The 24,334-nt window shown below is 71.1% G+C and carries 20 protein-coding genes and 1 pseudogene; 11 read left to right on the top strand and 10 right to left on the bottom strand.

The window, feature by feature from the left end; all coding sequences use genetic code 11:
- The first annotated feature begins 358 nt into the window (after nt 1-358).
- Nucleotides 359-760, top strand: a complete 402-nt coding sequence (locus DTB53_RS08195; RefSeq protein ID WP_236586275.1) for an ATP-binding protein — start codon at nt 359-361, stop codon at nt 758-760.
- Nucleotides 761-861: 101 nt separating this feature from the next.
- Here DTB53_RS08195 and DTB53_RS37970 read toward each other — a convergent pair whose 3' ends face one another.
- The gene (locus tag DTB53_RS37970) at nt 862-993 is read right to left on the bottom strand and encodes a DUF6233 domain-containing protein (RefSeq protein WP_359737993.1); all 132 of its coding nucleotides are present in this window, start codon (nt 991-993) and stop codon (nt 862-864) included.
- Nucleotides 994-1,143: 150 nt separating this feature from the next.
- Between DTB53_RS37970 and DTB53_RS08190 the strand changes: the two genes are divergently transcribed.
- Complete coding sequence (locus tag DTB53_RS08190) at nt 1,144-1,974, top strand: CPBP family intramembrane glutamic endopeptidase (protein ID WP_069631335.1); 831 nt, start codon at nt 1,144-1,146, stop codon at nt 1,972-1,974.
- 112 nt (nt 1,975-2,086) lie between these two features.
- Here the strand turns inward: DTB53_RS08190 and DTB53_RS37965 are convergent, their stop codons facing one another.
- From DTB53_RS37965 to DTB53_RS08160, 7 genes are all read right to left on the bottom strand, one after another.
- The gene (locus DTB53_RS37965) at nt 2,087-2,272 is read right to left on the bottom strand and encodes a DUF6233 domain-containing protein (RefSeq protein WP_356202888.1); all 186 of its coding nucleotides are present in this window, start codon (nt 2,270-2,272) and stop codon (nt 2,087-2,089) included.
- Nucleotides 2,273-2,487: 215 nt separating this feature from the next.
- Entirely contained in the window at nt 2,488-2,694 is a 207-nt protein-coding gene (locus DTB53_RS08185; RefSeq protein ID WP_069455902.1) for a DUF8825 domain-containing protein, read from the bottom strand.
- Between the two features lie 46 nt (nt 2,695-2,740).
- Entirely contained in the window at nt 2,741-3,187 is a 447-nt protein-coding gene (locus DTB53_RS08180) for a hypothetical protein (protein WP_236586276.1), read from the bottom strand.
- Between the two features lie 68 nt (nt 3,188-3,255).
- Nucleotides 3,256-3,816: a hypothetical protein gene (locus DTB53_RS08175; protein ID WP_236586277.1), complete on the bottom strand. Its 561-nt coding sequence runs from the start codon at nt 3,814-3,816 to the stop codon at nt 3,256-3,258.
- A 789-nt stretch (nt 3,817-4,605) separates the two neighbouring features.
- The gene (locus DTB53_RS08170; RefSeq protein ID WP_069631336.1) at nt 4,606-4,914 is read right to left on the bottom strand and encodes a hypothetical protein; all 309 of its coding nucleotides are present in this window, start codon (nt 4,912-4,914) and stop codon (nt 4,606-4,608) included.
- Between the two features lie 252 nt (nt 4,915-5,166).
- The gene (locus DTB53_RS08165; RefSeq protein WP_069456024.1) at nt 5,167-8,679 is read right to left on the bottom strand and encodes a DEAD/DEAH box helicase; all 3,513 of its coding nucleotides are present in this window, start codon (nt 8,677-8,679) and stop codon (nt 5,167-5,169) included.
- Entirely contained in the window at nt 8,664-9,551 is an 888-nt protein-coding gene (locus DTB53_RS08160) for a hypothetical protein (protein WP_236586278.1), read from the bottom strand. The genes DTB53_RS08165 and DTB53_RS08160 overlap by 16 nt, the downstream gene beginning before the upstream one ends.
- Nucleotides 9,552-9,800: 249 nt before the next feature.
- Here DTB53_RS08160 and DTB53_RS08155 point away from each other — a divergent pair, with 249 nt between their 5' ends.
- From DTB53_RS08155 to tpg, 5 genes and pseudogenes are all read left to right on the top strand, one after another.
- Nucleotides 9,801-11,384 (top strand): DUF2397 family protein, encoded by a 1,584-nt coding sequence (locus DTB53_RS08155; RefSeq protein WP_079172819.1) that lies wholly within the window; start codon nt 9,801-9,803, stop codon nt 11,382-11,384.
- Complete coding sequence (locus DTB53_RS08150; protein ID WP_069455750.1) at nt 11,381-12,619, top strand: DUF2398 family protein; 1,239 nt, start codon at nt 11,381-11,383, stop codon at nt 12,617-12,619. The genes DTB53_RS08155 and DTB53_RS08150 overlap by 4 nt, the downstream gene beginning before the upstream one ends.
- The gene (locus tag DTB53_RS08145; RefSeq protein ID WP_069455749.1) at nt 12,616-16,824 is read left to right on the top strand and encodes an SbcC/MukB-like Walker B domain-containing protein; all 4,209 of its coding nucleotides are present in this window, start codon (nt 12,616-12,618) and stop codon (nt 16,822-16,824) included. The genes DTB53_RS08150 and DTB53_RS08145 overlap by 4 nt, the downstream gene beginning before the upstream one ends.
- The gene (locus tag DTB53_RS08140; protein ID WP_069455748.1) at nt 16,821-18,152 is read left to right on the top strand and encodes a DUF2399 domain-containing protein; all 1,332 of its coding nucleotides are present in this window, start codon (nt 16,821-16,823) and stop codon (nt 18,150-18,152) included. Before DTB53_RS08145 ends, DTB53_RS08140 begins: the two co-directional genes overlap by 4 nt.
- Nucleotides 18,153-19,317: 1,165 nt before the next feature.
- Nucleotides 19,318-19,682, top strand: a pseudogene (gene tpg, locus DTB53_RS08135) (telomere-protecting terminal protein Tpg); the annotation flags it as partial.
- A 261-nt stretch (nt 19,683-19,943) separates the two neighbouring features.
- Here tpg and DTB53_RS08125 read toward each other — a convergent pair.
- Nucleotides 19,944-20,531 carry an SMI1/KNR4 family protein gene (locus DTB53_RS08125; protein WP_069455747.1) on the bottom strand — a complete coding sequence of 196 codons (588 nt, stop codon included), beginning with the start codon at nt 20,529-20,531 and terminating at the stop codon, nt 19,944-19,946.
- 135 nt (nt 20,532-20,666) lie between these two features.
- Between DTB53_RS08125 and DTB53_RS08120 the strand changes: the two genes are divergently transcribed.
- Complete coding sequence (locus DTB53_RS08120) at nt 20,667-21,329, top strand: hypothetical protein (protein ID WP_069455746.1); 663 nt, start codon at nt 20,667-20,669, stop codon at nt 21,327-21,329.
- A gap of 30 nt (nt 21,330-21,359) precedes the next feature.
- On the opposite strand, the gene DTB53_RS08115 is transcribed toward DTB53_RS08120, so the two are convergent.
- Nucleotides 21,360-21,599: a site-specific integrase gene (locus DTB53_RS08115; RefSeq protein ID WP_075025155.1), complete on the bottom strand. Its 240-nt coding sequence runs from the start codon at nt 21,597-21,599 to the stop codon at nt 21,360-21,362.
- Between the two features lie 67 nt (nt 21,600-21,666).
- Between DTB53_RS08115 and DTB53_RS08110 the strand changes: the two genes are divergently transcribed.
- The 3 genes from DTB53_RS08110 (at nt 21,667) to DTB53_RS08100 (ending at nt 24,322) form a co-directional block, all read left to right on the top strand.
- Nucleotides 21,667-22,236 (top strand): hypothetical protein, encoded by a 570-nt coding sequence (locus DTB53_RS08110; protein WP_236586279.1) that lies wholly within the window; start codon nt 21,667-21,669, stop codon nt 22,234-22,236.
- Between the two features lie 466 nt (nt 22,237-22,702).
- Nucleotides 22,703-23,083 (top strand): hypothetical protein, encoded by a 381-nt coding sequence (locus tag DTB53_RS08105; protein WP_069455745.1) that lies wholly within the window; start codon nt 22,703-22,705, stop codon nt 23,081-23,083.
- 6 nt (nt 23,084-23,089) lie between these two features.
- Entirely contained in the window at nt 23,090-24,322 is a 1,233-nt protein-coding gene (locus DTB53_RS08100; protein ID WP_069455744.1) for a hypothetical protein, read from the top strand.
- Nucleotides 24,323-24,334 lie beyond the last annotated feature (12 nt).

Raw genomic sequence — 24,334 nt, 5'->3', positions numbered from 1 at the left:
GGTGCCTCTTGCGGCAGCCCCTGATCACTGCGGGCCGCCCAGTCCGGGGTCAGTTCCGTCGCCGTCCTGCAACTGCTCTGGCTTCGAAACTCCACCACCGGACCGTCCAACATCCTGCAACTACGGAACTGCATGTACTGCGGTACTGCTCCCGGCAGTTCATCTCTGCCGGGCCCTGCTGTCCTCTGGGCTACGAGAGAAACCATAACCACACACCAACCGAATGTCTACTCCAGCCAGCACAGATTTTCCGTCACCGGGTAAAGAGGTAATCAGTCCCTGTGGACTAAGAAGGGTGGGGCGGGGCACATGAGATATCTACGCCGGACCGGGCGTGGGCGAGCAGAGGAGTCCCAGGGTGAACCTGCCGAACACAATGCACGCCGACGCAACCGCCACCCGCCCCACGACCACCGCCGCCGGTGCACGGGAGAGGGCCCGGAAATTCCTCGAAGCCCTCCGGGAACCAGCCGTCACCAACCACGCGGCCGAGATCGTGATCCTCGTCGTCTCCGAACTCGTCACCAACGCCCTGCGCCACGGCGGCGGCATCTACACCCTCCGCCTGACCGCCCACCCCGACCTCATCGAAGTGGCCGTCGGCGACCCCAGCCCACAGGTCCCCCGCCTGCGCGCCCCCGACCCGACCGGCGCCACCGGCGGATACGGCTGGCACATGGTCACCCGCCTCGCCCGCACCACCGCCATCACCCACCGGCCCACCGGCGGCAAGACCGTCACCGCCTTCCTCCCCCGATAACGCCCGCCGGCAGATCGAGGCTGCGTCACCTCCACTCGCCCGGCAAGCCCCAGCCCCCGCCACCCAGCCCCGAGCCGGGGCGGCTGAGCGCTAACCGGCGGTCACGTCCGGTTGAGCACCCGGCCCGGGCGGCACACCCCGCACGCCCGGACCCCATCGGCCAGCTCCGCACGCGTGCGCTCCGCACTGAGCGGCCGTGTCACGCCCACGGCGAAGCAGTCGCCCCCAGGGATCTCAGCAACAGACCTCTTGGCATGAGAGGCGATTGAGTTTTTTGGGTGGAATTGATGCGGCCTTCACCCTCTTGGCACCGCATGGGAACATGTGAACGCCTATGTGATCGCGCATGAGCGACGCCGTTGCCGTACCCGAGGAGCACCGCCATGCCCGTACAGCCATCCCCTGCCGCGGTCGGACGTCGGCTGACCTGGCCGTGGTTCCTGGTCGTGGTCGTCGTATACCTCGCGATCCTCCAAGGACTCGGCGCGCTCATCAGCGTCGACCACGGCAGCGGCGACAGCCAGTTCCCGACCACCGAGTCGGTGATCCGCAACGGCGTGATCCCGATCGGTCTGTCGGTCCTATTCGGCGCGGCCGTGGTGACCTGGCTCGGCTGGTGGAGCAGCGTCCTGCACTACCGCGTGCCCGTGCGGCGCTGGGTGGGGTTCGTACCGGTCTCCATGCTCGTCGTCGCCGTCCTCACGGTGAACTACCCCAACCTCGCCGACCAGCCGCTCTCCCTCGTCCTGGCCCTGATCGTGATGACTCTGTTCGTCGGCATCGGCGAGGAGCTGATGTTCCGCGGCATCGGCGTCCAGGTCTTCAAGCGCGCCGGCCTCAGCGAGGGCAAGGTCGCCCTGTGGTCCTCGGTAGTCTTCGGCGTCGTCCACGTCAGCAACGCCTTCGGCGAAGGCGCCCAGGCCATCCTCCAGGCCGTGATCGTCTCCACCTCCGGCTACTTCTTCTACCTCTGCCTTCGCGTCGGCAGCACGATCCTTCTGCCGATGCTCGTCCACGGCCTGTGGGACTTCAGCCTCATCTCCAACACCGTCGGCGCCGACCCGAAGACGTCCCCCGGCATGATCCTGCCGATCCTGCTCCAGATCGCCCTGATCGTCCTCGTGATCGTCAAGCGCCGCACGGTCGAACCCGCCGACTCCGCCGACGGCACCGGCCCGCACACGCAGCCCGCACACCGCGCAAACGACCGCTGACAGCGGCCAACCCACACACCACAGGCGGCAACGAAACCGCACCGCACACCCGCACGTCCCCGGATGCCGCAGCATCTGCCCCTGGCCACACTTCAATACAGCCCTTGGTGGGTCACGGCCGCCTGAGCACAGTCTCCGGGCGGCACACCCCGCAGGCCCGGACCCCGTCAGCCAGCTCCGCACTGAGCGGCTGCATCGCGCCCCCGGCGAAGCAGTCGCCCCGGTGGATCTCAGCAACCGATCTCCCGATACCGGCGGAGGAGATACCCCAGTCGGGCGTCCGCTCACGGCGCGGCACAGCAGCCCGCGCGGTGGCCGGAGGCCGCGTGCGCGCCAAGGCTATACCAGGCGCTCGGCCGCCGCGATCTCCTCACGCACCCGCTTCAGGGAGAGCGAGAGCCACGTTTCCAGGGTCCGGAGGCGGTCCAGGTCGGGTGGCAGGTCACCCATGCCGATCCGCCCGCTTCTCGGGCGGGCGGCTCATGCCGCGTCCGACCGCTGCTGCCCGCCGGCTCACCGCCTCAGCTCCACCCGGGCCGCAGAGCTCCAGCCGTCCGGGGTCGACCCGAACGGATGCCAGTGGGTCCGCACCGACAGCGCCAGCAGGCGGCGGCGGAGCTCGGTGGCACCGCGCGGGCGCGGCACGGCGAGCGCGCGGTAGGCAGCGTGCCAGTCCTGCTGGGCGCGGATCAGGTCGTCGGGGAAGGGGATACGGCCCATCCACCCATTAGAACTCCTGTTCGAATTCGGGTGCCAGTCCGGCCGGTCACTTCAGCGTCATGCACGCCTTCGTCGACAACCCCTTGAACTGAACGCACACCTTCGTGCCGCGCGGGTACTTCGGGCCGGTGCGACCGCCCCGGCCCCACGACGTCTCCACGTGGCTCCCCACCCGGTGCGCCCGCTTCCAGCCCCCGCCGGTCTTCCACGTGCCGCCCGGCTGCTTCACCAGCCAGCGGGCCGTGCCGGACCGGACACCCTCCCTGGAGGCGTACACCCAGCCCACCCCACGGGCCGAAGACCCGCGCTTGTGCCAGTGGTGGACCACGGCCCCCGGACGGCACCCGGAGCCCTCCCCCGCGCAGTCACGAGCGCGGGTGTCGACGTAGGGCGCGCGCACGGCTGTCGGAGCGGACGTCGCGGCGGGAGCGGCGGCCACCGGGGCCAGGACAGCGGCCAGGGCGGCGGCAGTGACGATCGAGGATCGGTTCATGATCCGCTCAACCGGCCCGGCGACCCCCGCCGTCACGGGCGGCGGGGGCGGTTCACCCAGTCGAGATCTCAGTCGAGGTCGACGCTGGCCAGGCTCACCGCGAACGCGAGATGCGGCACGGCGGTCAGGCAGAGCTCGGCCGCGGTGCTCGGATCCTTCATGGCAGCCGTGCGGGCCTCGGTCAGGGCCAGCAGCCCGCACACCACCATCACGTCGACGGCCAAGTCCAGGACCTCATCGGCCGTCAGCTCGCCGCCGGCGGTGAGCTCGCGCACCAAGGCGACGGCCTGCTGCGGGTCGTCCCGCCACAGGGCGGCGACCTCGTCGCCCGCGCTCACCAGCTCCATCCGGGCCCCCGCCTCCACCGTCGGCAACGGCACCGGGCCCTGACCCGGGCCGGACGTGGTCCGGTGCACCGCGTCGTGCGCCTCGGCCACCGCACACCGGGCCGCATACGTCTGGCAGGCCGCCGCCTCCTCCCGCACCACCGCCTCCGGCCACCGGGCCGCGGCCTCACCCCGGGCCACGTCCAGCAGCAACGGCCCCGACAACCCGACCCGCACACACGACAGCGTCCGCACCTCCACCCCCTCCAGACCCGGCGGGGCGGCGGCGACCGGCCCGTACACCTCCCCCGCCGCCTCCGCACACGCCCCGATCAGCGACGCCAGCGCAGCGATCAGACGGGCATGACGGCGGCGACGAGCAGGCCGTACAGGGGCGGAGCATCCGGTGTCGTGGTCACCCCCGCACTATCCCCCACCACCAGCACCAAGGAAGTGAGAACCGAGGCCTACCCGCTGTTCAGGTGGTTGCGTGGCTGAGAGTGTTGCCCTGAGGGGGTTTCGGAGTCCGGCCTCTGGTCGAGGCGCTTCCGCACACCAACCGACGCTGAGTACGGCAAATCCGGTCACGCACCTGTTGTTCTGGCTGAATTGGGTGCATCGTTGCGGGTGCGGGATCCCCCGTTTCCCGCACCCGGTCGGGCCCTGCCTCGCGCTGCGGAGCGGGCAGGGCCCGCCGCCCCTCCCGGCCCTCCCCACGGGAGGGGGATCCACCGGAAGCCACGGCACACGGACAGCAGGCGAAGCTGTCCTCGCCCACCGTCGACGTCTGCTCGTTGCGGGCAGCGCCACTGGGTGTGGTTGTGGTTGCGGGCGGCGATAAGGAGCCGTTGTGGCTGTCGGCGGGCCCTGACCGCTTCGTCGGTCTTCGCGGCGATGTCGGGCGCGGGCGTGCTTGCTGGTGCCGCGCACGGAGCGGAACAGGTCGAGAAGGGGCGTGGTGCAGTGGGTGCCGGGCTTCGGTACGGGAAGCCGGTACAGCGTCGCCTGGTGGGCGGCTGTCGGCTCGTACCAGTCCTCTCCCTGCACGGCGGCGGAGATGGCCGCACCGACGAAGAGAGACTGCGTCGGCGATCATCGGCGAGGCGCTTCTCCAGGGCGCGGGCCTCCTTCTGCGTCTGGGCGGCTGCGCGCTCGGCGTGGGAGCTGGAGTTCGGTGAGGTCGGCGCTGCCGAGTCCGTACGGCAGCGCGTTGACGATGGCGGCCATCAACGCGACCCGGGTGAACTCCTTCCTGCTGGCGGTGACGCCGGTCTCGGGATCGAACACGATGCGCGCGAGGGCGCTGGGCGGCGGGATACGCGGAGCGCCCGGGCCGTCGGTCGCGGCTCCGCCGTCGGGTCCGGGCGGTCCGGGCGCGGCCTCGGCGACCATCGCGTCCACGTCGATGCCCAGGGCCTCGGCCCGCTCGCGCCAGCTGGCGCGCGCAGAACCTCGACGCTGCTCAGGGAGGCGGTCGCTTGAGGATCTGGTGGGCGATGAAGTAGAGGGAACCTCGGCCCTCGGCTGGCATGGGGCAGGTTGCTGTGGAGGGCAGGTGCAAAGCCGCTGCGCAGGGCCAGACCGATCTCCCGCTTCCAGTCCTGCACCAGTGAGGCCGACCCCGCCTGGGTCGTTCGGCTAGCTTTCGGCGCTCTACAGGCTGGCCCTAGCCAGGGCGGTGACAAGTTGTCCGGCCTCTAGGCGGTGGGTGAGGTCGAGTCCGCTGTCGAGGAGGGTGAGGACGGCGTGGTGCCGTGCGGCGGGGATGGCGGCGATCTGGTTTCCGTTGCGGTCGACTCTGATGGTCGCCGGTTTCGTGCCTGGGTGGGTGAGGGTAACCGGTCCGTCTGTGGTGCCCGGGCCCACCTGTGCGAGAGGGATGGCCACGGGGTGTCCTCGCAGCAGTTCGTTGAGCGGGTTGGCCGGCTTGCTCACGTAGTCGAGGAGGTCCTCGACCTCGTACATGTTGGCCTTGTAGGCGGTGACCCAGCCGTCGATCTGCTGATCGGCGACCCAGGTGCGGAGCTCACCGGAGCCGATGCCGGTCTCCGCTGCGGCGCGGCCGATCTGGTGGGCCAGGCGGCGGGAGGTGATGCCGGAGGTCAGCAGTGTGATGGCCTGCTCGGTGTCGACGCCGTGCCGGATGTGCCAGGCCGTCTGTTCGAACAGGCGGGGCGTGGTGGGGGTCAGCAGGGGGTGGGTGTTGACGAGGTTGATCAGAGCTCCGGCTGTCCAGCTGATGGCGTGCTCGAAGCCCTGTTTGATGCTCTGGACGGTCAGCTCGAGCGCCTGGGGGTGGGACGACATGGTGTCCGGGATCCAGGTACGTGCCAGCTCCGGGATGGATGTGCCAGAGATCCAGTCCCGGACCGCGTCGCCGATGGGCACGTCAACGTGAAAGCTGGGGGTCTGCTGGGTGGTGAGCTTCCAGCTCTCGAAGGCCTCGGGCGTCAGCATGAGGGCGTCGAAGGCGCCCTGCTCGGCAAGGAAGTCCAGCGTCTGTTCCAGCGGCCACTCGGGTGCCCCGAAGAAGATGCTGATCTCGTCCGGGGTGTCCTCGGGGGCCGCGTTGGCGACGAGTTGCTCTGCGAGGCGTCCGGCGACACCGTCGAGCCAGCGGGCGGATCCGATGCTGGTTCCGGTGCTGGCCCACCGGCGGGTCGAGACGGGGTCGGTGGCGTCGTAGACCGCGGTGACCTTTTCCGCGAGCGCCATCCAGCGGGCCGGGACCGAAGGGTCGTCGGCCTGTTCCATCGCGAGCAGTGACCGCACCGGGTCGAGCCGGTCGCCGGGCGCGTGGAGGGTCTCGGCGTGGGTCTGCAGGACCAGCCACACGAACGTGGCGAAGTCGGACGCGACGGTTCCCATCACGCCGAACAGGCCGTCGAGCGAGTTCCGCAGTTGCCACTCGGCATGGGCCAGTGACCGCAGGGCGTCTTCGCTGAGCAGTTCGGAGGTGACGGTGAGCTGCTGACTGTCGGGGGTGAACGTCTCGAACTCAGCGTCCTGGGGCGGGTAGGGGCGGGTGAGGATGACCCACCCCTCGCTCTCGCGCCCGGCCCGGCCGGCCCGGCCGATGGCGTTGAGAAGTTTCGCGGGACTGAGGCCTCTCTGGTTCCCGCGTGTGGGATCGCCCTCGACCGTGTGGTTGATGATGACGGTGCGCACCGGGAGGTTGACGCCGTCGGTGAGGGTGGTGGTGCTGGCGAGGGCCAGCAGGTATCCGTCACGAAGGCCTTGTTCGACGGCGTGGAGGACATCGTCGGGAAGATCGGCGTGGTGGAAGGCGACACCGTGGCGGGTGCAGTGGACCAGAGGGTGTTCCTCGCCGAGGGTCTCGGCCAGGAACTCGGTGAGTGCCGCGGCCTCGGGGCGGACGTCCAGGTGCTCGGCCATGGCCAGTGCGGCGTTCCTGGCGATGACTTTGCTGGCGACGACCATCAGGACGCTGCCGGCCCGGGTCAGGGCGGCGGCGCCGGCGGCGAACACCTCGTAGTCGCGGGGCCCGCCGAGTTTGGTGGCCGCTTTCCACTTCCAGGAGTTGGTGGAGGCGTACGCCCTGGTGCCGACTTCGGGGAAGGTCAGGCCGAAGGTGCCGCTTGCGGTGGTCGGCCGGATGTCGAGCTGGGGGGCCACCGGCACAGTGGCCCGGGTGGTGGAGGGATGGTTCTTGCTCGGCCTGCGCGGGGTGCGCTCGGCCTGGTCCTTGAGCAGTTGCGGGTACATGAGGCCGTGCAGGCGCCTGGGGCCGCGCCAGTCGTCGGTGAAGTACACCTCCTGGGCAGGCCGCGTGGGGTCCAGCCATGACGCCAGGGCCGCCCGGTTGCCGACGGCGGCGGACAGCAGGACCAGCCGGATGTCGGAGCGTGTCCGCAGTAGGGCGAGCAGGCTTTCCAGCACGAACCCTCGCCGGCCCTGCGCGAGGTGATGGGCCTCGTCGACGACGATGAGGCTGACCTCGTCCAGTGCTGCGCCCGGGTTGTTGCGGATCATGTGCATAAGCCGTTCCGGGGTCACGATGTCCACGTCTCCGACGAGGGAGCCGCTGCCGTCGGCGAGCGGGAAGTCCGGCTGTTCGGCGACCAGCTTGCGCTCCAGCAGTCGCAGCCGGGCGCGCAGCGCGGCCCGCATCTCCCGGCCCAGGCTGCGCATCGGCGACACGTAGACCACGTGGCCGGGCTTCTGCGCCAGGTGGGAGCAGATCACCAGCTGGGCCATCAGCGTCTTGCCCGCGCTGGTGGGCACGCTGATCAGGCTCCGGCCGGTGGCGGGGTCGACCGGGTTGCCGCGCTCCAGGTTCAGCAGCTCGCGCTGTGGGCGCCACAGGGTCATCACCGGTGGATCGGACATCGCGAAGGTCCGGGCGACCGCGTCGGGGGTTCCCTGCGGGAGGAGCGTGTACAGGCTGCTGGCGGCCATCTCGTCGCTGAGTCCGAGGAGGTGGGCGGCGACCCACCGGGCGGTCGGGTCACTGCGGCCGGCCCGGCCGTCGAGGACGCCGCCCAGCAGGTTCTGTGTTTCCTGCAGGCGGTCCGGGTCGCCGAACGAGAGGAACAGGCGCAGGTGGTGGACCGATTCGACGACGGCTTCGGCGGGTCCGTACATCGTGCCCGCGAGCGGATCGCCGTCCATGAGTTCGCGGAGTTCCGCGAACTGTCGGCGCCAGGCGGCCAGGGCCCGGTTGAGGTCGGGCCGGTCGAAGCCCAGGAACACGACGCCGGCCTCCAGGGCCAGGGTGTCGATGTGTGCCGGGAGGGAGGAGGTGAAGTTCACCAGGTTCTTGACCTGGCGGTAGACGGCGGTGGCGTTGGGCTCCTGCTCGCACCGGCGGTAGCCGGCCTGGGCGGCGAAGGCGATCCTCAGCCGCTCGGTGGGCGAGTGCTGCTCGTCGGACAGGGCCAGGTCCATCACGTGGGCGCTGACCGCGAGGGCATGCCGGGTCCGCACCGGGTCGAACCCGGGTGTCTCGGGTTCGACCGCGGCCAGTCCGTGCAGGAGCCATGCCGTGGCCAGCACGTCATCCGGGATCTTGTGGTCGCTGCGGACGGCGGCGATCTCCAGTTGCGTGATGGCGGCCAGCAGTTCCTCCGGCGAGGGCAGGACCCCGCCGGGGCGGTGGTCGCCGAGGGCGGTTGCGAGAACGTCCGGATCTAGAGTGCGGTCCACACGTACTCCCTCACCTCATGGGCGAAGCCCTCGAGATCGTCGATCGCTACGACCAGGCCCTGGAGTGCGCCGGGGTGCTTGTGGGTGGTGAAGTGCTGGTGCGCGAGGTGGAAGGCCTTCTTCGGGATCGCCGTGGTGTTCAGCGCGACGCTGACGCCGGCGCCTGCCGACTCTTCTTCGTCGACCCACTGCTCGGTCAGGCTTCCCACGAACTCCCGGGTGTCGTCAGCGAGCTGTTTGTCGCCCCAGGAGAGCATTCCCAGGTAGGTCGCCCCCTTGGTGCTGAGCTGTGTCCAGCCCTTGGAGATCGCCCCGTCCGGCCGGTTCGCCGTCCCGGTGTACTTCTTCATCTCCCATAGGCGGAAGGAGAAGCCCCGGGCTGTTCCGTCTTCCCGGTAGACGATGAGTCCGTCGCCGCCTCCGTCGTTGACGGCGGCCTTCGGCGGTCCCAGGATCTCCACGGTGCGCGCTGGATCCTTGGGCAGGTCGCGGGTCAGGAGGTACCAGAGCCACTCGCCCACGTACCCGGCCAGCCCGTGGTTGCCCTCCTTCTTCGCGGCTGCCGCCTCGAAGACGGGCTTCGCGAAGTGCTCCACCAGGACGTGATCCTTCCCCGTCAGCTTCACCCCGTTCAAGGTGGCCTCGCGCCACTTTCCATAGCTCCGGGGACGTCCGCCGGTACGTTCCTTCATGATCTCGTCGGCGACGATCCACCCGGCGGCCGCCCGGTCCTCAAGGCTGCTGCTGAGGGTCACGACGAGCTCCCAGCGGCACGTCTGGTCTTCTCCTCGGGACTCCTGGCGTACCAGGTCGGCCACCCGCCCGCCGACGGCCGTCGCTCGGGCCAGCGCCTGCGCAGGCGAAACGTCCACCACCCGAACCCCCTGCTCGTCCCAGACCGCCCGCGCCGTACCGGCCGTGCCGGTGGGGCGCTGGGGGCCGAGGCGGTCCTCGGCCAGGTCACCCTATCGAGCGTTCGTGCGGGTCCTGGCGGGCAGTGCGGTTGCCGGTGGTGGCGGGGGGCGTCGTCTGGTTCCTGGCCGGGGGCGGCGTGTGGTCTCGCTGGTGTCTGAGGGCGTTGTCAGTGGTCACCTTTAGCCTCATTTCTACATCTATCGGACATGAGGAACGGAAATGAGCAAATGCCGCATTTTGCCACTTTGGGTGATCCTGGCACTGACGACTTCATCGTCGATGAGTGGGCCAGGACGGGGCCTGGGCCGCAGGATCCGACCCGGGCGCTGGGGTACACCGTCAGCAGGGTCCGTCACGAGTACGCGGCGATCATGGGTGTGCTGGACCAGGCCGTCGATCACCTGACTCCCGCCGAGATCGCGGTGGAGCTCGCTGCGCGGGGGGTCGATCTTCATCCGGGGGTGGTGGCGCAGCGGCTGAAGGCGTTGCAGGAGACGTTCCTGGCGGTGTCGGGTCAGCCGGACAACGAGATCGAGCGGTGGCAGGAGCTGAGCGGTGCGCGGTGGCGGTACACCGCCACCGCGCAGGGCCGGCAGGTGCAGCGGCTGTGGACCGTGTTGTCGGCGGAGGGGGTGGTGCAGCGGGAGGTGCCGCTGGACGGACTGGCCCGGATCCGTGACGCGCTGACGGCGTTGCAGGAGGAGGGCACGTCGCCCGAGGAAGTGGCGAAGCTGGCAGGTCAGGTGTTCGTGGAGCACGACCAGCTGGATGCGTCGCTGGTGGGGCAGACGGACATGCTGGCCCGGCTCGCCGACCGGTTCGACCTGGGTGCGGAGGGCACGGGTGAGCTGAAGCAGCTGATCGTGGAGTACGCGACCCATGTGGTGGTTCACCTCGACCGGGAGGTGGTGGCCGTGCACGGGCTGCTGATGGGGCTGCGTCCCCGGTTCGCCGCGCTGGCAGCGGGGTGCGGGGCGCAGTCGCGGGCCGGGGCGTTGGTCGCGCGCGGGGTGCTCGCTCCGTCGCGCGGGGCGCAGCGCGGGGACTGGGAGCAGTTGCTGAGCTGGTTCGCGCCGGCGTCGGGCAGGGCGTGGCGGTTCGGGCAGCAGCTGGTGCGGGCGATTCCGATGATGCACGCCAATCTGCGGCGGCAGCAGAGTGTGGTGGGTCCGGGGACGCTGCGGGCCAAGGCGCTGTCGTTGGCGGCGGCGTGCCGCGACGGGGAGCGGGGTGAGGCGGTGTTCCGGGCGTCGGTGGCCGGCCGGCCGTGGGCGAAGCTGCATACCTGTGCGGAGGGCGAGGGGGGCGCGGTCGTCTCCTGGCATGAGGGGCCCCGGGTTCCCGCTCTGGCGATGCTGCGGGCGAGTGGTCAGAGCAGTCCCCGGGGGCAGGTGGCGCCGCGGCGGGAGCGCGGGGAGGCGGCCAGGGAGGTGGCGCGCGAGCGGGAGCGCGTCGAAGCGGAGAAGCGGGCGGCGGCCGCCGCGGTCCTGGCCGGGGTGTTTCCGCTGACGGACCGTGCGTGCCGGCTGGCACTGAGGGCGGTGATGGCGGCGGCCCGGGGTGTGGAGACGGGCGGGGTGCGGGTGGGGCACTGGGAGGGCGTGAGCTGCACGCTGACGGCGGTGCGGGGGGTGGTGGGGCGCGTCGACGGGGTGGCGTGGTCGGTGCTGGTGCCGGGAAGACAGGTGGCCTTCCACTCTCGGGCCGCCGGGCTGCTGGGGGATGGTGCGGCCGGTGCTGCGGGTGGCGGCAGGGTGCAGGCGGCGGTGCGGGTGGAGGTGGCCCGGTGAGCGCGGTCGGAGGCTGGGGGCAGGGGGAGGACGAGGAGGAAGTGGTCTGGCAGTTGGCCCGGTTGCTGAAGACGCGGGCGTGGCTGGTGGGTGGGCGGGACGATGCGGCCATCGAGGCGGTGTACCGGCATCGGGGCGCGCTGCGTGAGTTGCTCGCGGCCGTGGGATGCGCGCTGGTGGTGGAGCCGGATCTGGTGCGGGTGTACAACCCTGCTCCCCCGCGCTCGGCCCGGCTGCCGGAGGGGAGCAGTGCGCAGGGGGTGTGGTTCTGGCTCACGGTCTCCGTGCTGGAGTCGTTGCCGGTGCGGGTTCGGCTGGGCCAGGTGGCCGGCGCGGCGCGGGCGGCGGCGGCGGAGATCGAGCTGCCGGTGACGCAGGCGCGCACCGAGCTTTCGGCGTTCGCCGCCGGGCTGCGGCGGCTGTGTGTCCAGGGGGTGCTGGAGGAGCTGGAGGGGCGGGTCGAGGCGTTGGTGGACGGTGAGGAGGATCCGCCGGTGCTGCTGAAGGTCCACCACACCCGGCTTCTGCACGTGCTGCCCCGGGGGGTGCAGGTCGACGGGCGGGGGCAGTGGGCCGTCGATCCTGCCGAGGACCCGGCGGGGTGGCTGGACGGGCTGACGCGGCCTACGGAGGCGGGGGTGCGGGTGTGCGCGATGCTCGCCGATCAGGCGGTGGTGCACACCGGTGACCTGGACGAGGACGAGCTGCGGTGGCTCAGCGACAAGGGCCCCACCGAGGGTGCGGCCCTGGCCCGGTCCTTCGGGCTGGAGTTGGAGCACCGGCTGGAGGGAGCGGCGTGGGTGATGCCTCAGGAGACCTATGAGGGCCGCGTGGCGGGGCGGTTCCGGTTCCCCGGGCGCGGCCGCAGCCAGGCCGGAACGGTGCCGCATGCCGCGCTGCTTCTCATCGACAGCTTCGTGGCGGAGGGAGTGCGAGGCGGGGCGGGGGCGCCGGGGCGTAACTGGTGCGGTATGCCGAGGAGCCGGGTTGTGGGCCGGCTGGGCGAGTTGGCGCAGCGACATGCCTGGTGGAACAAGGATCTGCGCGGCGATCTGCCGCGCCTGGCCGAGGATGTGCGCGGGGTGCTGGAGCCCGAGGCGGATCTGCTGCGTGTGACGGGCGGGTTCGAGGAGTGGTGGTGGCTGTCGCCCGCTGCGGCGCGGTGGACGGTCCTGTCCGAACAAGTCCCTCTCCCCGCCCAGTGCGGTGATGGTGTGAAGGGTGTGGAGCGATGAGCGCGAAGGCCGGGATCGAGCGTTTCTGGCGGCGCTGGCATCTGATCGGCGCCGGCGTGGACAACGTCTGGTACTACACGCGTGAGGTGCTGCCCTGTCCGTCGGGGCGGTGGCTGGCACGGGGTCCCAACGGCACCGGGAAGACGACTCTGCTGGAAGGGCTGTGCCCCTTTCTTCTCAACCCGGTGCACATGCACCTGAGTTCCGCCTCGGGGCGGGCGACGAGTCTGGTGTCGCTGATGAAGGGCGGCAGCACCTCAAAGCGGCGCTTCGGGTATGTGTGGCTCAGCTTCTCCCCGCCGGGGGATCCGGCCAGCGGGGACGCGGACGCCGGGGAGCAGCACTACGGGCTGCGCCTGGAGTACGCGGCGAGCAGCAACAGCGTGGAGACGGTGCCCTTCAGGCTGCCGGTCGTCCCCGGCCACGACGGGCAGGATCTGTCCACGATGAAGCGGGACGACTTCTGTGCGTGGGTGGCGGCGCAGGGCGGTGAGGTCTTCGCCTCCGCCGACACGTATGTCGCCGACCTCGCCCAGCGGGTCTTCGGTTGCACGCCGGGAACCCTGAAGCGGATCGCCCGGCGGATCAGGAAGGTCCGCAACCCCGGTCTGCTGGCCGGGCTTTCGCCCGCCGACGCCGCCGCCGAACTGCGCATGGCGCTGCCCACCGTCAGCCCGGACACCGTGCGCTCGGCGCAGGAGGCGCTCGCCGCCGCGGAGACGACCCGCCGGCGATACGAGCGGGACGCGAAGACCGCGCAGGTCCTCGAAGACCTGTCCGCCGCATGGTCCCAGGCCGCTGCCCAGACCGGTCTCCGGGCCGTCGACGCCGCCCTGGCCTCTACCGCCGCGCTGGGCCAGGCCCGGGAGGAAGCACGGCAGGTGGGCACGGATGCGGCGGCGCGCAGCCAGGAGCTGGATGATCTGCGGGTGTTGCTCCAGGAGCGGACCGCGGCAGAGCTCCAGGCCGGCCGGCACGCGGCCGCGCTGGCTCGCGATGCCGCCTCCAGCGATGTGGCTCACGCCCACACGGCGGTCAGGCAGGCCCAGGAGGCGCACGAGAAGGACTGCGAACTCCTCACCGCGCACACGCAGGCTGCTGCCCGGTGCGCTGGTGATGTGCAGGAGGCGGCCGATGAGGTGACGGGTCTGATGGAGAAGGCCGCGTCTTCCTGCCGGGCGGCGCGGGTGCCGCTGCCGGTGGCCGCCCCCGCCGTGGTGAGCGTGCGGGGCGGCGCGCCGTCGCCGCTGCGGATCGGCGAGCGGGACTTCGGCCAGGCCCCCGGTGTGGACGTGGTCGTCGATGAGGAGGCGGCCGGGCAGGCGGCGGAGCAGCTGGAGCAGGCGCGGGTGCGCATCGAGCGGCGCGGTGAGGCGGCCGGCATGAGCGTGGTGGCGTACCAGAGGGTCGCCGCGGCGCAGGAGGAGAGCGTCCAGGCCCGGAGCCTGGCCGATGCGGCAGCCGAGACGGCGCGGAAGGCCGCCGCCCGTCACCAGGAGACCCTGGACAGGGCCCAGGAAAGTGTCGCGGTCCTGGCCGGTGGGGTGCAGGCGTGGGCACGAACAGTCCGCGCCCGGTACCGCACCCCGCTCATGGACCTCGACACAGTCAGCGCGCAGGCCTCCGGGTGGTGTGAGGGGGTGGAGTGTTCGCAGGTGGTCCACGACGCCGGGAAACTGGCGCGGAAGGTGAACAAGGCGGCGGCACAGGGCGGTGAGAAGGCCCGCGCGCGTGCTGGCCACCACACCGAGAAGGCCGGGCGGGCGCGGCAGTGGGCCACGGAGGCGCAAGCGCGGGCAGGGCGACTGGAGTCGGGAGAACTGCTGCCGCTGCCGGGCCCCGCATGGCACGGAGAAGTTGACGAGGAGCGGGCGTTCGCCTGTGCGGTGGAGTGGGTGTCGCCGCAGACGGGTGCCGGTGCGGTGGGTAATTCGGCCGAAGCGGTCATGGCCGCCGCCGGGCTGCTGTCGGCCGAGGTGACCGAGCGCGGAGCGGACGGTCACGGCCGCTGGCTGGTGCACCCCCACGGGCCGGAGCTGCCCGAGGAGCAGTCCCTGGCCGCCGTCCTGCGCGCGACGCCCGGACCGTTGCAGGAGGTGACGGCCCGCGTCCTGCGACGGATCGCGTACCTGCCCAGCGCCGTCGGCACCGCAGCGGAACAGGTGGAGGGCGGGCTCGTCGTGGGCGCGGACGGCACCTTCCGTACCGGGGTGACGACCGGGTGCCTGCCGGCGGGCGCCGGGCAGATGCCGCGCGCTTCTCACATCGGTACCGCTGTCCGGCGGGCTGCGGCGCTACGGGCTGCCGCTGCGGCCCGGGCCGAAAGCGAGTGCTGGCAGCATGCGGCCCTGGCACACACGCGGGCGGCACACCGGCTGAACGCCTTCGCCGACGCCCTGCAGGAACTCGCCGCTGAGTTTCCCCACGACGCGTTGGCCACGGCGGACCGGGCGGAGACCACGCGGGCCGAGGCCTCCCACGCCGCGCACACGGCCGCCGCAACCGCATCGGAGCAGGACCGGGCCGCTCAGCACAAGGAGAGTTCCCATCGTGCGGCCCTGGGACAGTGGCGTGCCTCCGCCGCGGCGCAGGGGTTGCCCGACACCCTCGCCGCCGTCAAGCAGGAGGCCGAGGACGCCGGGACACACGCCGCGGCAGTCAGCTTGGCCGTGGGCCTGGTGCAGGACGCCGGGCGCCTGCTGGCCAGGGTCACGCGGGCAGCCGGGCAGGCGGCCGAGACCGGTGCGGTGGCCCGGCAGGCGGCACAGGCAGCCCGGGCGAGCCATGCCGGGCTCCTTGCCGCCCGCGCCGAACTGGAGGCCTGCCGGCAGCGCAGCGGGATGGACGAGATCGCGCTGGCCCAAGCGGCCGAAGACGCCGCAGCAGCCCACCGGGCAGCCAAGGAGCAGCTGGAGGACGCCCGGTCGCGGATGGAAGGAGTCTCCGGCGGGGCAGCAGCAGCCGAACGTGCCGCACTGGAGGCCGACCGGCGCCTGGAGCAGGCGGAGCCCGCGGCAGCCGAGAGCCTGGAGCGCGTGCACGGCCTGCTGGCCTTCGACGCCCTGCACGAACTCCTTCGCCGCCCACCGCAGGATGCGGGCGACGAGGACACCGGCGCGTGGCTGGCCGGGCTGCGGGAACAGCTGGCGGCCGTTCCCGCCGCGAGCGTGCCGCTGGAGGAGTGCGCCCTGGCGGTGCGGCTGCATCTGGCCGCCGAGGACGACGACTGGCAGCTCACCCACGGCCAGGCCCCCGGCGGGCTGCCCGCCCACCAGGTGATGCTGACCGGGTCCACAGCCATGTCGCCGCCCGCCGCCGCCCGGGAGGCAACGGCCCGTCTCCATGCCGCTCAGGCCGCCTACAACAGCGCCGAGGATCAGGCCCTGCAGACCTTCGTCCTGGGCACGATCCCCACCGCCATCAGCAACGCGTGGGTCAACCTCAACGACTGGGTCAACGACATCAACGAGCAGATGAAGGTCGCCCGCGCCTCCTCCGGCCTCCTGGTGCAGCTCAAGGTCAGCCTCGCCCCCGACCTGACGCCCGCGCGCGCCCGCATCCACCACCTCACCTGCGAGATCGGCGACGCCCAGCGCACACCCGAACAACAGCACAGCGTCGGCCAGGAACTTCTCGCCGTGATGCGCCACGGAGAGGAAGGCGGCAGCACCGATCGCGCCACACGCCTGGCCGAGGCCATCGACATCCGCAACTGGGTCACCGTGGAGTACGTCGTCGTCCGCGGCGAGGGCGGGGCGAAGGAAACCTGGGGTGGGAGGCAGAAGACGACGGTCTCCAACGGAGAGAGCCGGCTGATCGTGCTCGCCCCCATGCTCGCCGCACTGGCCGCGGAGTACCGCGACCTGCCCGACCACGCCCTGCGGCTGTGCGCACTGGACGAAGTCCCCGGTGAGATTGACGAGGCGGGACGCGACGGCATCGCCGCCTACACCGCCAGCCTCGACCTGGACCTGATGTGCACCAGCCACCACTGGGACGGCTCCCCCGGCGCCTGGGACGGCATCGACATCCACGACCTGGCCAAATCCTCCACCGGCGTGATCATCGCCGAGCCCATGCACCTCTACACCCACCCGATGATCGCCGCCACCAGCCACCTCCCGGCCCAGAACACCGGACCGGAACCCGAACCAGCCAACCCCGAAAGCGTCGGACCCGAAGCGGTCGGCGAGAGCGCCCCGTGAACACCGCTGGCACCGACTGCCCCCAGCAGTGGTGCACCGGCGGGGCCTGCGACGGCGCCCGCCTCGAGTCCCTGCTCACCGAAGAAGCACACTGGCTGTGGGAACAACTCGCCGCCCGGGCCGACAGGAGCGGCGAGCCGACCATGACGGGCGGCACCACCCTGATCACCGCCCCCGCCGCCAGCGGGCAGCGTGCCGCCGTCCTCGGGCTGGTCGGCTCCCGGATCCTGGCCCCGGGCGAGCGGCGCAGGATCCGGCTCGACGAGCTGACTCTCCGTCTGCGCCGGCACGGCCCCCGCCTCACCCCGGGTGCGGTCGCCGCCCACGCGGCCGGGCGCGCGCTCGGCTCCACGGCCGCCGAACGGGCCCGCCAGCTCGCCCGCACCACCAGCCTGCGGAAACTACGGGCCCGCCTGGCCCAAGACCTGCCCGAACACGCGCCGCTGAGGCCCGCGGACGAAACCTGGGACGAACTGCACCGCACCGGCCGCGTCGCCCGGATCCTGCAGCACCCCGCCCCCGAACAACTCCTTCACACCGCGGCCGAAGTACTGCGGCGGCTTCCCCCACACGGCCGGACCCGGACCGACCGCCGGCTGCTGGCCTTCCACGCCGCAGGCAACCCGCACAGCCTGGACGCGGGCACCGACCTGGCCGGGCTCGTCCTGGCCGAAGCCGCAGCCGCCGGACTCACCACCACCGCACTGCCGGCCCGCACCGCGTGGGGTGCCCTCGGCGTCGACCTCGACCGCCTGGGCGGGGGGCTCCTCAGCCTCGGCGTCCACCCCGACGGCTGGCAGGTGCCCGCCCGGTTCCCCTTGGTCCTGCCCCCGGCCACCCTCACCGACGTCCACTGGCCGCCCCCACCGCACGAAGGGTCCTGGGTGTTCGTGACCGAGAACCCGTCGGTCACGACAGCAGCCCTCGAACTGCCCCCTGCGCCCACGGCCGTCCCCGTGCGGCTGCTGTGTACCGTCGGCACCCCCTCAGCCACGGAACTCGACACCTTGGCCCGCCTCGCCGACATTGGCTGGAACATCGCCGTACGCGCCGACTTCGACGCCGCTGGAATCGGGCACGTGCGCGCCGCCCTACGTACCGTTCCCCGTGCACGCCCATGGCGCATGAACGCCGACGACTACGTCCGAAGCCTGCACCCCGCACCGTTCCAGCCCACACCCCTGGACACCGAACACCTCCCCGAGACCGACTGGGACCCCGCACTCCGCACCGCCATGTGCGCACAGGGCCGGCCCGCCTACGAAGAAGCCCTCCTCGACGACATCCTCGACGACATCCACAGCGGACACCCCCACCCGAACCCGTAGACCTTGCACGCCCGGGCCCGTTCAGCAGGGGCCGGAAGAGACAGGTGAGGTGTGCCCACGGCCTCTACAGGCCGGGGGCGGGGCCCGTATGGGGGCCTTGGTCGTGCTGCTGACCCGGCAGCCGCGGCGAAGGCTGAGGAGGGTTGCGGCTCCCGTGCCCAGAGGTTTCGGGAAGGTCGTCCTGCTGTTCTCGTGAAGTAGCCTCCGCTTCGGCGAGAGTCGGTTCTGCGACTGCCGTGCAATCTCGGCGAACTGCGCAGCCCACGCCTCGAACCGGTCTTCCCCGAATATGCCAGGGGCGTTGGAGCGCAGTGACTGCGGGAGCGGCACCGCTGCCGGGCCGTGCGGCCGGTGCTGTGCGGCAAGTCGGGCGGCGGCGCGGGTCAGAGAGCCGGTCCCGTCATCGTGAGCTGCGGCCGGCTGGGGCGGTGCGGCAATTGACGCCGCGCGGCCGTGACATCCACCTGCCAGGAACATCGCCCTTCTGGCACCGGAATCCTCTTGAATGGTCCTTGCCTGCTGGTCGAATGTGGGCGGGCCGTGCGTCGAGTACCTGGTGCTGCCGGACCGGCCTCCGCACATCGGAACAGGAGGAGTCAACGGTGTCGGCACAGTTCAGGGTCCGAGCAGGCCAGGAGTACCTGTCCTGCGTCCTGCCCAGGAGCTCAGGCGAAGCGGTGTCCCCACAGGTCCGGATCCGGATCGTGGAGGACCCGCAGTCTGGGTGGCACAAGGCAGACATCGTCACCGTCCGCAGTGACGGCCGCGCGGTCAACCCACGCCGCATCGAGATCAGCCAGCTGCACGCCTCTGCCACAACCCGGCGCGGGACGGCGCGCAAGACCGGCTACTACCTCTCAACCGGTGCCCCCGTGCAGGCGGCCGCCAGCGCTGCGGCCCATCCACATCGAGTACGTCTCTTCGGCGGCCGCAACGTTCATGCAGCCCGCACTGCACCTGCTGGTGCCCCTCCTGAGCCGAGCGCTTCGGCTCCTGCAGCACAGGATTCAGCCGGCACGGCACTCTTCGATCTGTCCTCTCCCCCACAACACCAGCCGCCCACAGCATCCGTCACGGCATGCGGCTACCACCTGCACTCCAGTGCCCAGAACCACTGGCTCGCCGGTACATCCCCAGTGACCTGTCCAGCGTGCGCCCGGGCTATGGATCGACCGACTCGAGCGTGAGGTCCGCGCGCGCTGGCAGCCGCAGATCAGAGCGAAGGCGAAACAGGCCGCGGCCACCACGAGCGGCATCATGATCGATGTGCAGGCGAGGTTCGGCTACACCGCCGCCGTCGTCGTCGTCGACAGCACCGACCAGGCCCGCGTGCGTCACCTCACCCTGGCCCTGCCGCCCCGGCACGCCGCCCGCCTCCTTCAAGCCCAGGAAGCAGACGTCGACGAGGACGACCTCCGCGAGCTCGCTGCCGAGGCGTTGGGTGAGGTGTACTTCCGCGACGGCGGCCGCCGTGCCCACGGCCTCGAAGTGGAACTCAAGGACATCGTCGACCTGCAGTTTGAGCTGTAGGCCGGTCAGTGCGCTGGAGCAGGAAGCAGAAAGGGCCTCAGGGAGAACTGTGACAGCAGGAGCGTTACGGACCGTGCCGCTGGCCGAGGAGCTGACCTCGTCGCTGATCCGCCGGGCCGCGGACCGCTTTGGCCTGCCGGCTGCCGGTGTGCTGCGGCTGTGGACCTGCCGCAACTCCTCCGCCCGCAACGACGGCGGCGGTGTGCGGGCCGATGCGGAGATCGTGCTCAACGAAGCCGGGCGGGCTGTGCTCGCCGAGAGTCAAATATTTGGTGCCGGGGGATACCTGGCGGGGCGGGCGCGAAGCTGGGGTGAGGTGAGTTCCAGGGCCCGGTTGTCGCGTCCGGCGCTCATGTGGTTGAGCCAGCGTTCGTACCAGTCGAGGAAGTCGGCGGCGGAGGAGACGTTGGGGCCCCAGAACCCGTCGCTGTTGCCGGTGAGGACGCGGCCGGTGAGGGGACCGGTCACCGCGATGACGCATACGTCGGTGCAGCCCATCTCGATGATGTGGAGGAAGAGGTCGCGTCCGTGGCACCCCGGTTCCGCGTCGTCGAATCCACGGGGTGCTAGCGGTTCCTCTCGCGGGTTCATGACCAGCAGGGAACACCGCTCCAGCTGTATGAGGCCGTAGAACGGCGCCGCGCCTGAGCCGCCGATGTGCGTGAGGAACTGCCGGTAGGCGTCGGGCAGGTCGATGTCGTGCTCGGCCTCGAACGCGGCGACGCGTGCTTCCGCGAGCTTCGGACCGAGGCGGAACTCGTGTTGTTCTTCTCCGAAGGAGTGACTGCGCAGCGGTTGGAACGGGATCGCGGCCAGCTTGCGACGCAGGCGGGGTATGCGGGGATCCATGGTGCATCTTCTCTCGTCCCCGACACCCTGTCCTCGCCCGCCCGACAAACCTCACTCCGCGTGATGATTCACGGAAGGTGTGTCAAAACCCGAGAACCGACAGCACCGGGGATCGCTGCGCGGCATAGTGCAGGAGTGACCGCTCCATCGAACCGCTTAGACCTGCCCGCACGTCGTCGTCGCCACGCACGACTGATCGCCGCCCTGACCACGTTGATCGGAGAATGTGCCGAAGCGGCCGGCGCTGTGTACCAGCCCATCGCCGCTGCCTCGCCCGGCACAGAGGATGTCGAGGTGAACGTCCTGCCATGCATCCAGGTCAGCCTGGCCGCCGCCGACCTGCTGGACAGGGCCCGCGCCGAGGACGATGCCCGGTGGCCGGCCGCTATGGCGTGGGAGCGGGCGCAAGCTCAGCGGACGTATGCGGCGCGATGTGCCGTGGCGCAGGCCAAGGAGAGTGTGGAACAGGGCGACTTGTCCGGTCGGAACGACGCGCCGCTACCGTCGGTGGAGCAGGCCGCCGCGATGGACCTGGTGAGCGCTGGTTCCGAGGTCACCCTCCGTTGGCGGACCGATCCGGAGGACGCGGTCGCGCTGGTGCACGAGCTGGCGGCTGGCGGCGAGCTCGCGGTAGACGAGATCCTCGACGATGCGGTCGACGCCGCGGCGCTGACCGGTCTCCTGGTACTCCAGGGGGCGCGAACCGCCCCGGACCCGAGCACGGCGGCCGAGCTCTGCCTCAGTGCCATCTCCCACATCGCAATCGCGGTCAGCCTGGCCTCAGCCGACGTGGACTGATCGCGGTCGGCGCTCCCCAGTGCTGTCCGTTCAGCGCAAGTTCGTTTCCAGGGCGCTGGAGCTGTAGGTCCAGCCGCCGTGAGCGGCGATGGCCTTGCGCTCGGCTTCGGCACTACGGGCGGCGTCGGCACTTCCGCGGCGGGTGGAGTGCCCGGTGTGTCGGACGTCTAGGTCGGCCCCGGCCCCAGGTGCGGTGATGACGTCGCCGATGGTCTCGGGATCGAGTCCGCGGTCGGTGACGGTGTGCCTGCCTGCTCGGGTGGAGCGCATGGAAAAGAGGAGTCGAGTCCCGGGGGCGGGCAGGAGTTCCGGGACGGACTTGGGCGATCATCGGGGCGTGAACACGGATTATTGGACGGTGCTCGGGGACTCCGAGCGAGATCAGTGGACGTATGCCCCACGTCAGACCATTGGACCACTGCGCTTCGGGATGGACAGGGAGGAGGCCGTCACCGTCATGGCGGCGTACGGTTTCGCCGCGGAGCAGAGCGACATGGGAAGCTGGCACATGACGGGCCGTAGTCAGTGGCGCATAGAGTTTCTCAAGCCCAGACCGGTGGCCTGGAGCCGGCCAGGCGGGGTGAAGTGCTACTTCATCGAAGGCGTGGGCCTGACGTGTGTGCTGGTCGATGGCCTGCTAGGCCCGCAGGTGACCCATGAAGGGATCCGCCTGATCGGTCGCGTGCCATCGGAGCTCTACCAAGACATGGAAAGGTATGCGCTCGAGCATGGCCTTGGTCTCCAATCCAGCCCAGGAGGAGACCTGTTCGTGGAGGGCTTCGAGATCGAGCTGGGCGCCCAGCGTGCCGGTGACACGGTGGTGTCCTGGGCCCTGTTCTTCCATACGGGCACGATTGCGGGCACCTCCTGGGACATTGCTCCCGCAGAGGTTTGGCACAACTGGTAGAGCGCCACCCTCGGGACGCAGACCTGAGCACCTCGGTTTGCCTTGCTGACCAGATGAAGATCGCTGCAACGTGAAGCGCGGCAAGGTAGACGGTTGCGGTCTTGTCGTCGCGGGTGGCCAAGCCGCGCCACTGCTTGATCCCGGCGGCTGGCTGACTCGCGGCATCGCTCGGCAGTCCCGGTACGCCGGTGGGAAGCGTGAGGTCGCCGGGGACCGGGCCGATGTCCTGGGGAGAGCGCTGCCGCCGTTGGTTCAGCCCTTCCCGTCTGCCGGAACGCGTGGTGCGGTCGTGGTGTCGGGGCCTGGCATCCGCCGGTCGGCCTCGCGTCGTTCGGGCGCCGGGCCCGGCAGACTCGGCTCTGAGCAGCCGCGGCCCTCGAGCGACTGGATTCAGGGGGCGCAGGTCGCCCCCCGTGGGGGCAACCCGGCCCGCAGGGGGTGGGGGTGGAGGATCCCAGGAGCAGTGATGAGTGACATGCCCTCGCCGGGTCCGGCGTTCACCGAGGTGAGGCTGACCGGCCCCGCCGATGAGGTGGCGCGTCTGATGGGTCTGCTGAGCGGCGTGGGAGAGGTGATCTACGGTCCCGTCACGCTGCCCCACCGTGCGGGGGACGTCTCGTGCACCGCACAGCTGGTCACCCATGCGTCTTCCGGGCCGGTGCCGGCCGGGCAGAGCGTGTCGCTGATCGTGCAGGTCGGACTTGAGGTCGGGCCGGGCACGCTTGCGGATCTGCCGGGTGAAGCCGCTGTGGAGGCGGTGGTGGGTGCGGTGTCGGCGTTGCCGGGCGTCCGGGGCGCCGGCGGCCGCCTCGTGGCCGCGGTGGGACGGCCGCCGGCGCGGGCGTAGCCGGGGGTGACGGGGGCTGAGGCGCAGCTCGGCGACGCTGGGACTGCTCTGTGGCTGACGGGCTGGCAGATCGAGCCGGTGCTGGGGTGGACGTCCCGGCGCGTGCTGGCGGTGGTGGGCGGTGTGCGGGCCGGGCGGCTGGACTATGTGGTGCACCCGGACGGACAGGCTCTGTCGGTGTGGATGCTGGACGTGGAGCCGCGGTTCCGGCGCCGCAACCTGGCCTCGGTGATGATGGACGCGCTCTATGCGGCGCATCCGACGGCGTGGATCGACCATGGCGGCCGGACCGAGGAGGGGGCGCGCTGGTGGGACCGGTATGCCGATCCGGCTCCGGAACGCAATATCCACAACCGGCCGCCGCGGGAGTGGGCACAGTATTTCGAGGCCCCTGTGGTGATGGCGCAGCGGGCCCGCAATGCCTACGAGAACAGAAGGCTCGGGCTGGAGGGGCACAGCGCGGCCGAGTACGGGCACGGGGAGCGGCTGGAGGACGTGGCGGCCCAGTGGGCGTCGGCATACCGGCCGGCCTGGGTGGAGAGGGTCGACCCGGCGGCCGGGGAGCTTCACGGTGGGCTCCGGCTGGTGCTGCCGCACGCGCTTGGGCGGGTGATGTTTGACGGGCAGAGGGACGTGGCCGAGCGGGCGGAGCGGCTGCTGGATCACATCGGGTACGGCAGCCTCCCCCCTACGGCCGGCTGGCACACCACCTTGGGGGCCGCGTTCGAGGACCTGGCGCACGAGCAGGTCTTCGACACGGCGCCGGGAGACGCGATGACGCACGTCGCGTTCCGGGTGCGCCTTGGTGCAGGCCAGGAGGTGCCACGGCACGATGCGCGGGCGACCTGGGTCTCCTACCCCGACTCGCCGGGGATCGAGGTGGAGCTGACGGGCATGGCCTGGCGGTCCCCGCGGACCCCGTGGGCAACGCACTTTGCCGGGTTCGACAGACCGATCGACGCGGCCATCGCGCCCGCGGCCTGGCAGAATGCCAGCGAGCAGTACACAGCGCGGTACGACCGGATCGGCGAGCTGAGGCCCGGCCAGAGCCCGCGTCGGGCCGAGACCGGGCCGTTCGCGGGGCGGGAAGCGGCCATCGCGGCCATGGCCGCGAAACTCCAGGAAGCGAGCCGCCGACGAACTGCCGCCGCCAGGCCGCCGGAACCGACACGCGAAGTGCCCGAACACCTTCAAGGACAGCAGCCCAGTCCTCCACCGCAGTGGCCGCGACCGCGGTAGGACGGGTCGACT

The sequence above is a fragment of the Streptomyces griseus genome, assembly GCF_900460065.1.
Classification (GTDB): Bacteria; Actinomycetota; Actinomycetes; order Streptomycetales; family Streptomycetaceae; genus Streptomyces; species Streptomyces griseus.
This window is presented reverse-complemented; position numbering and strand designations above follow the sequence as displayed.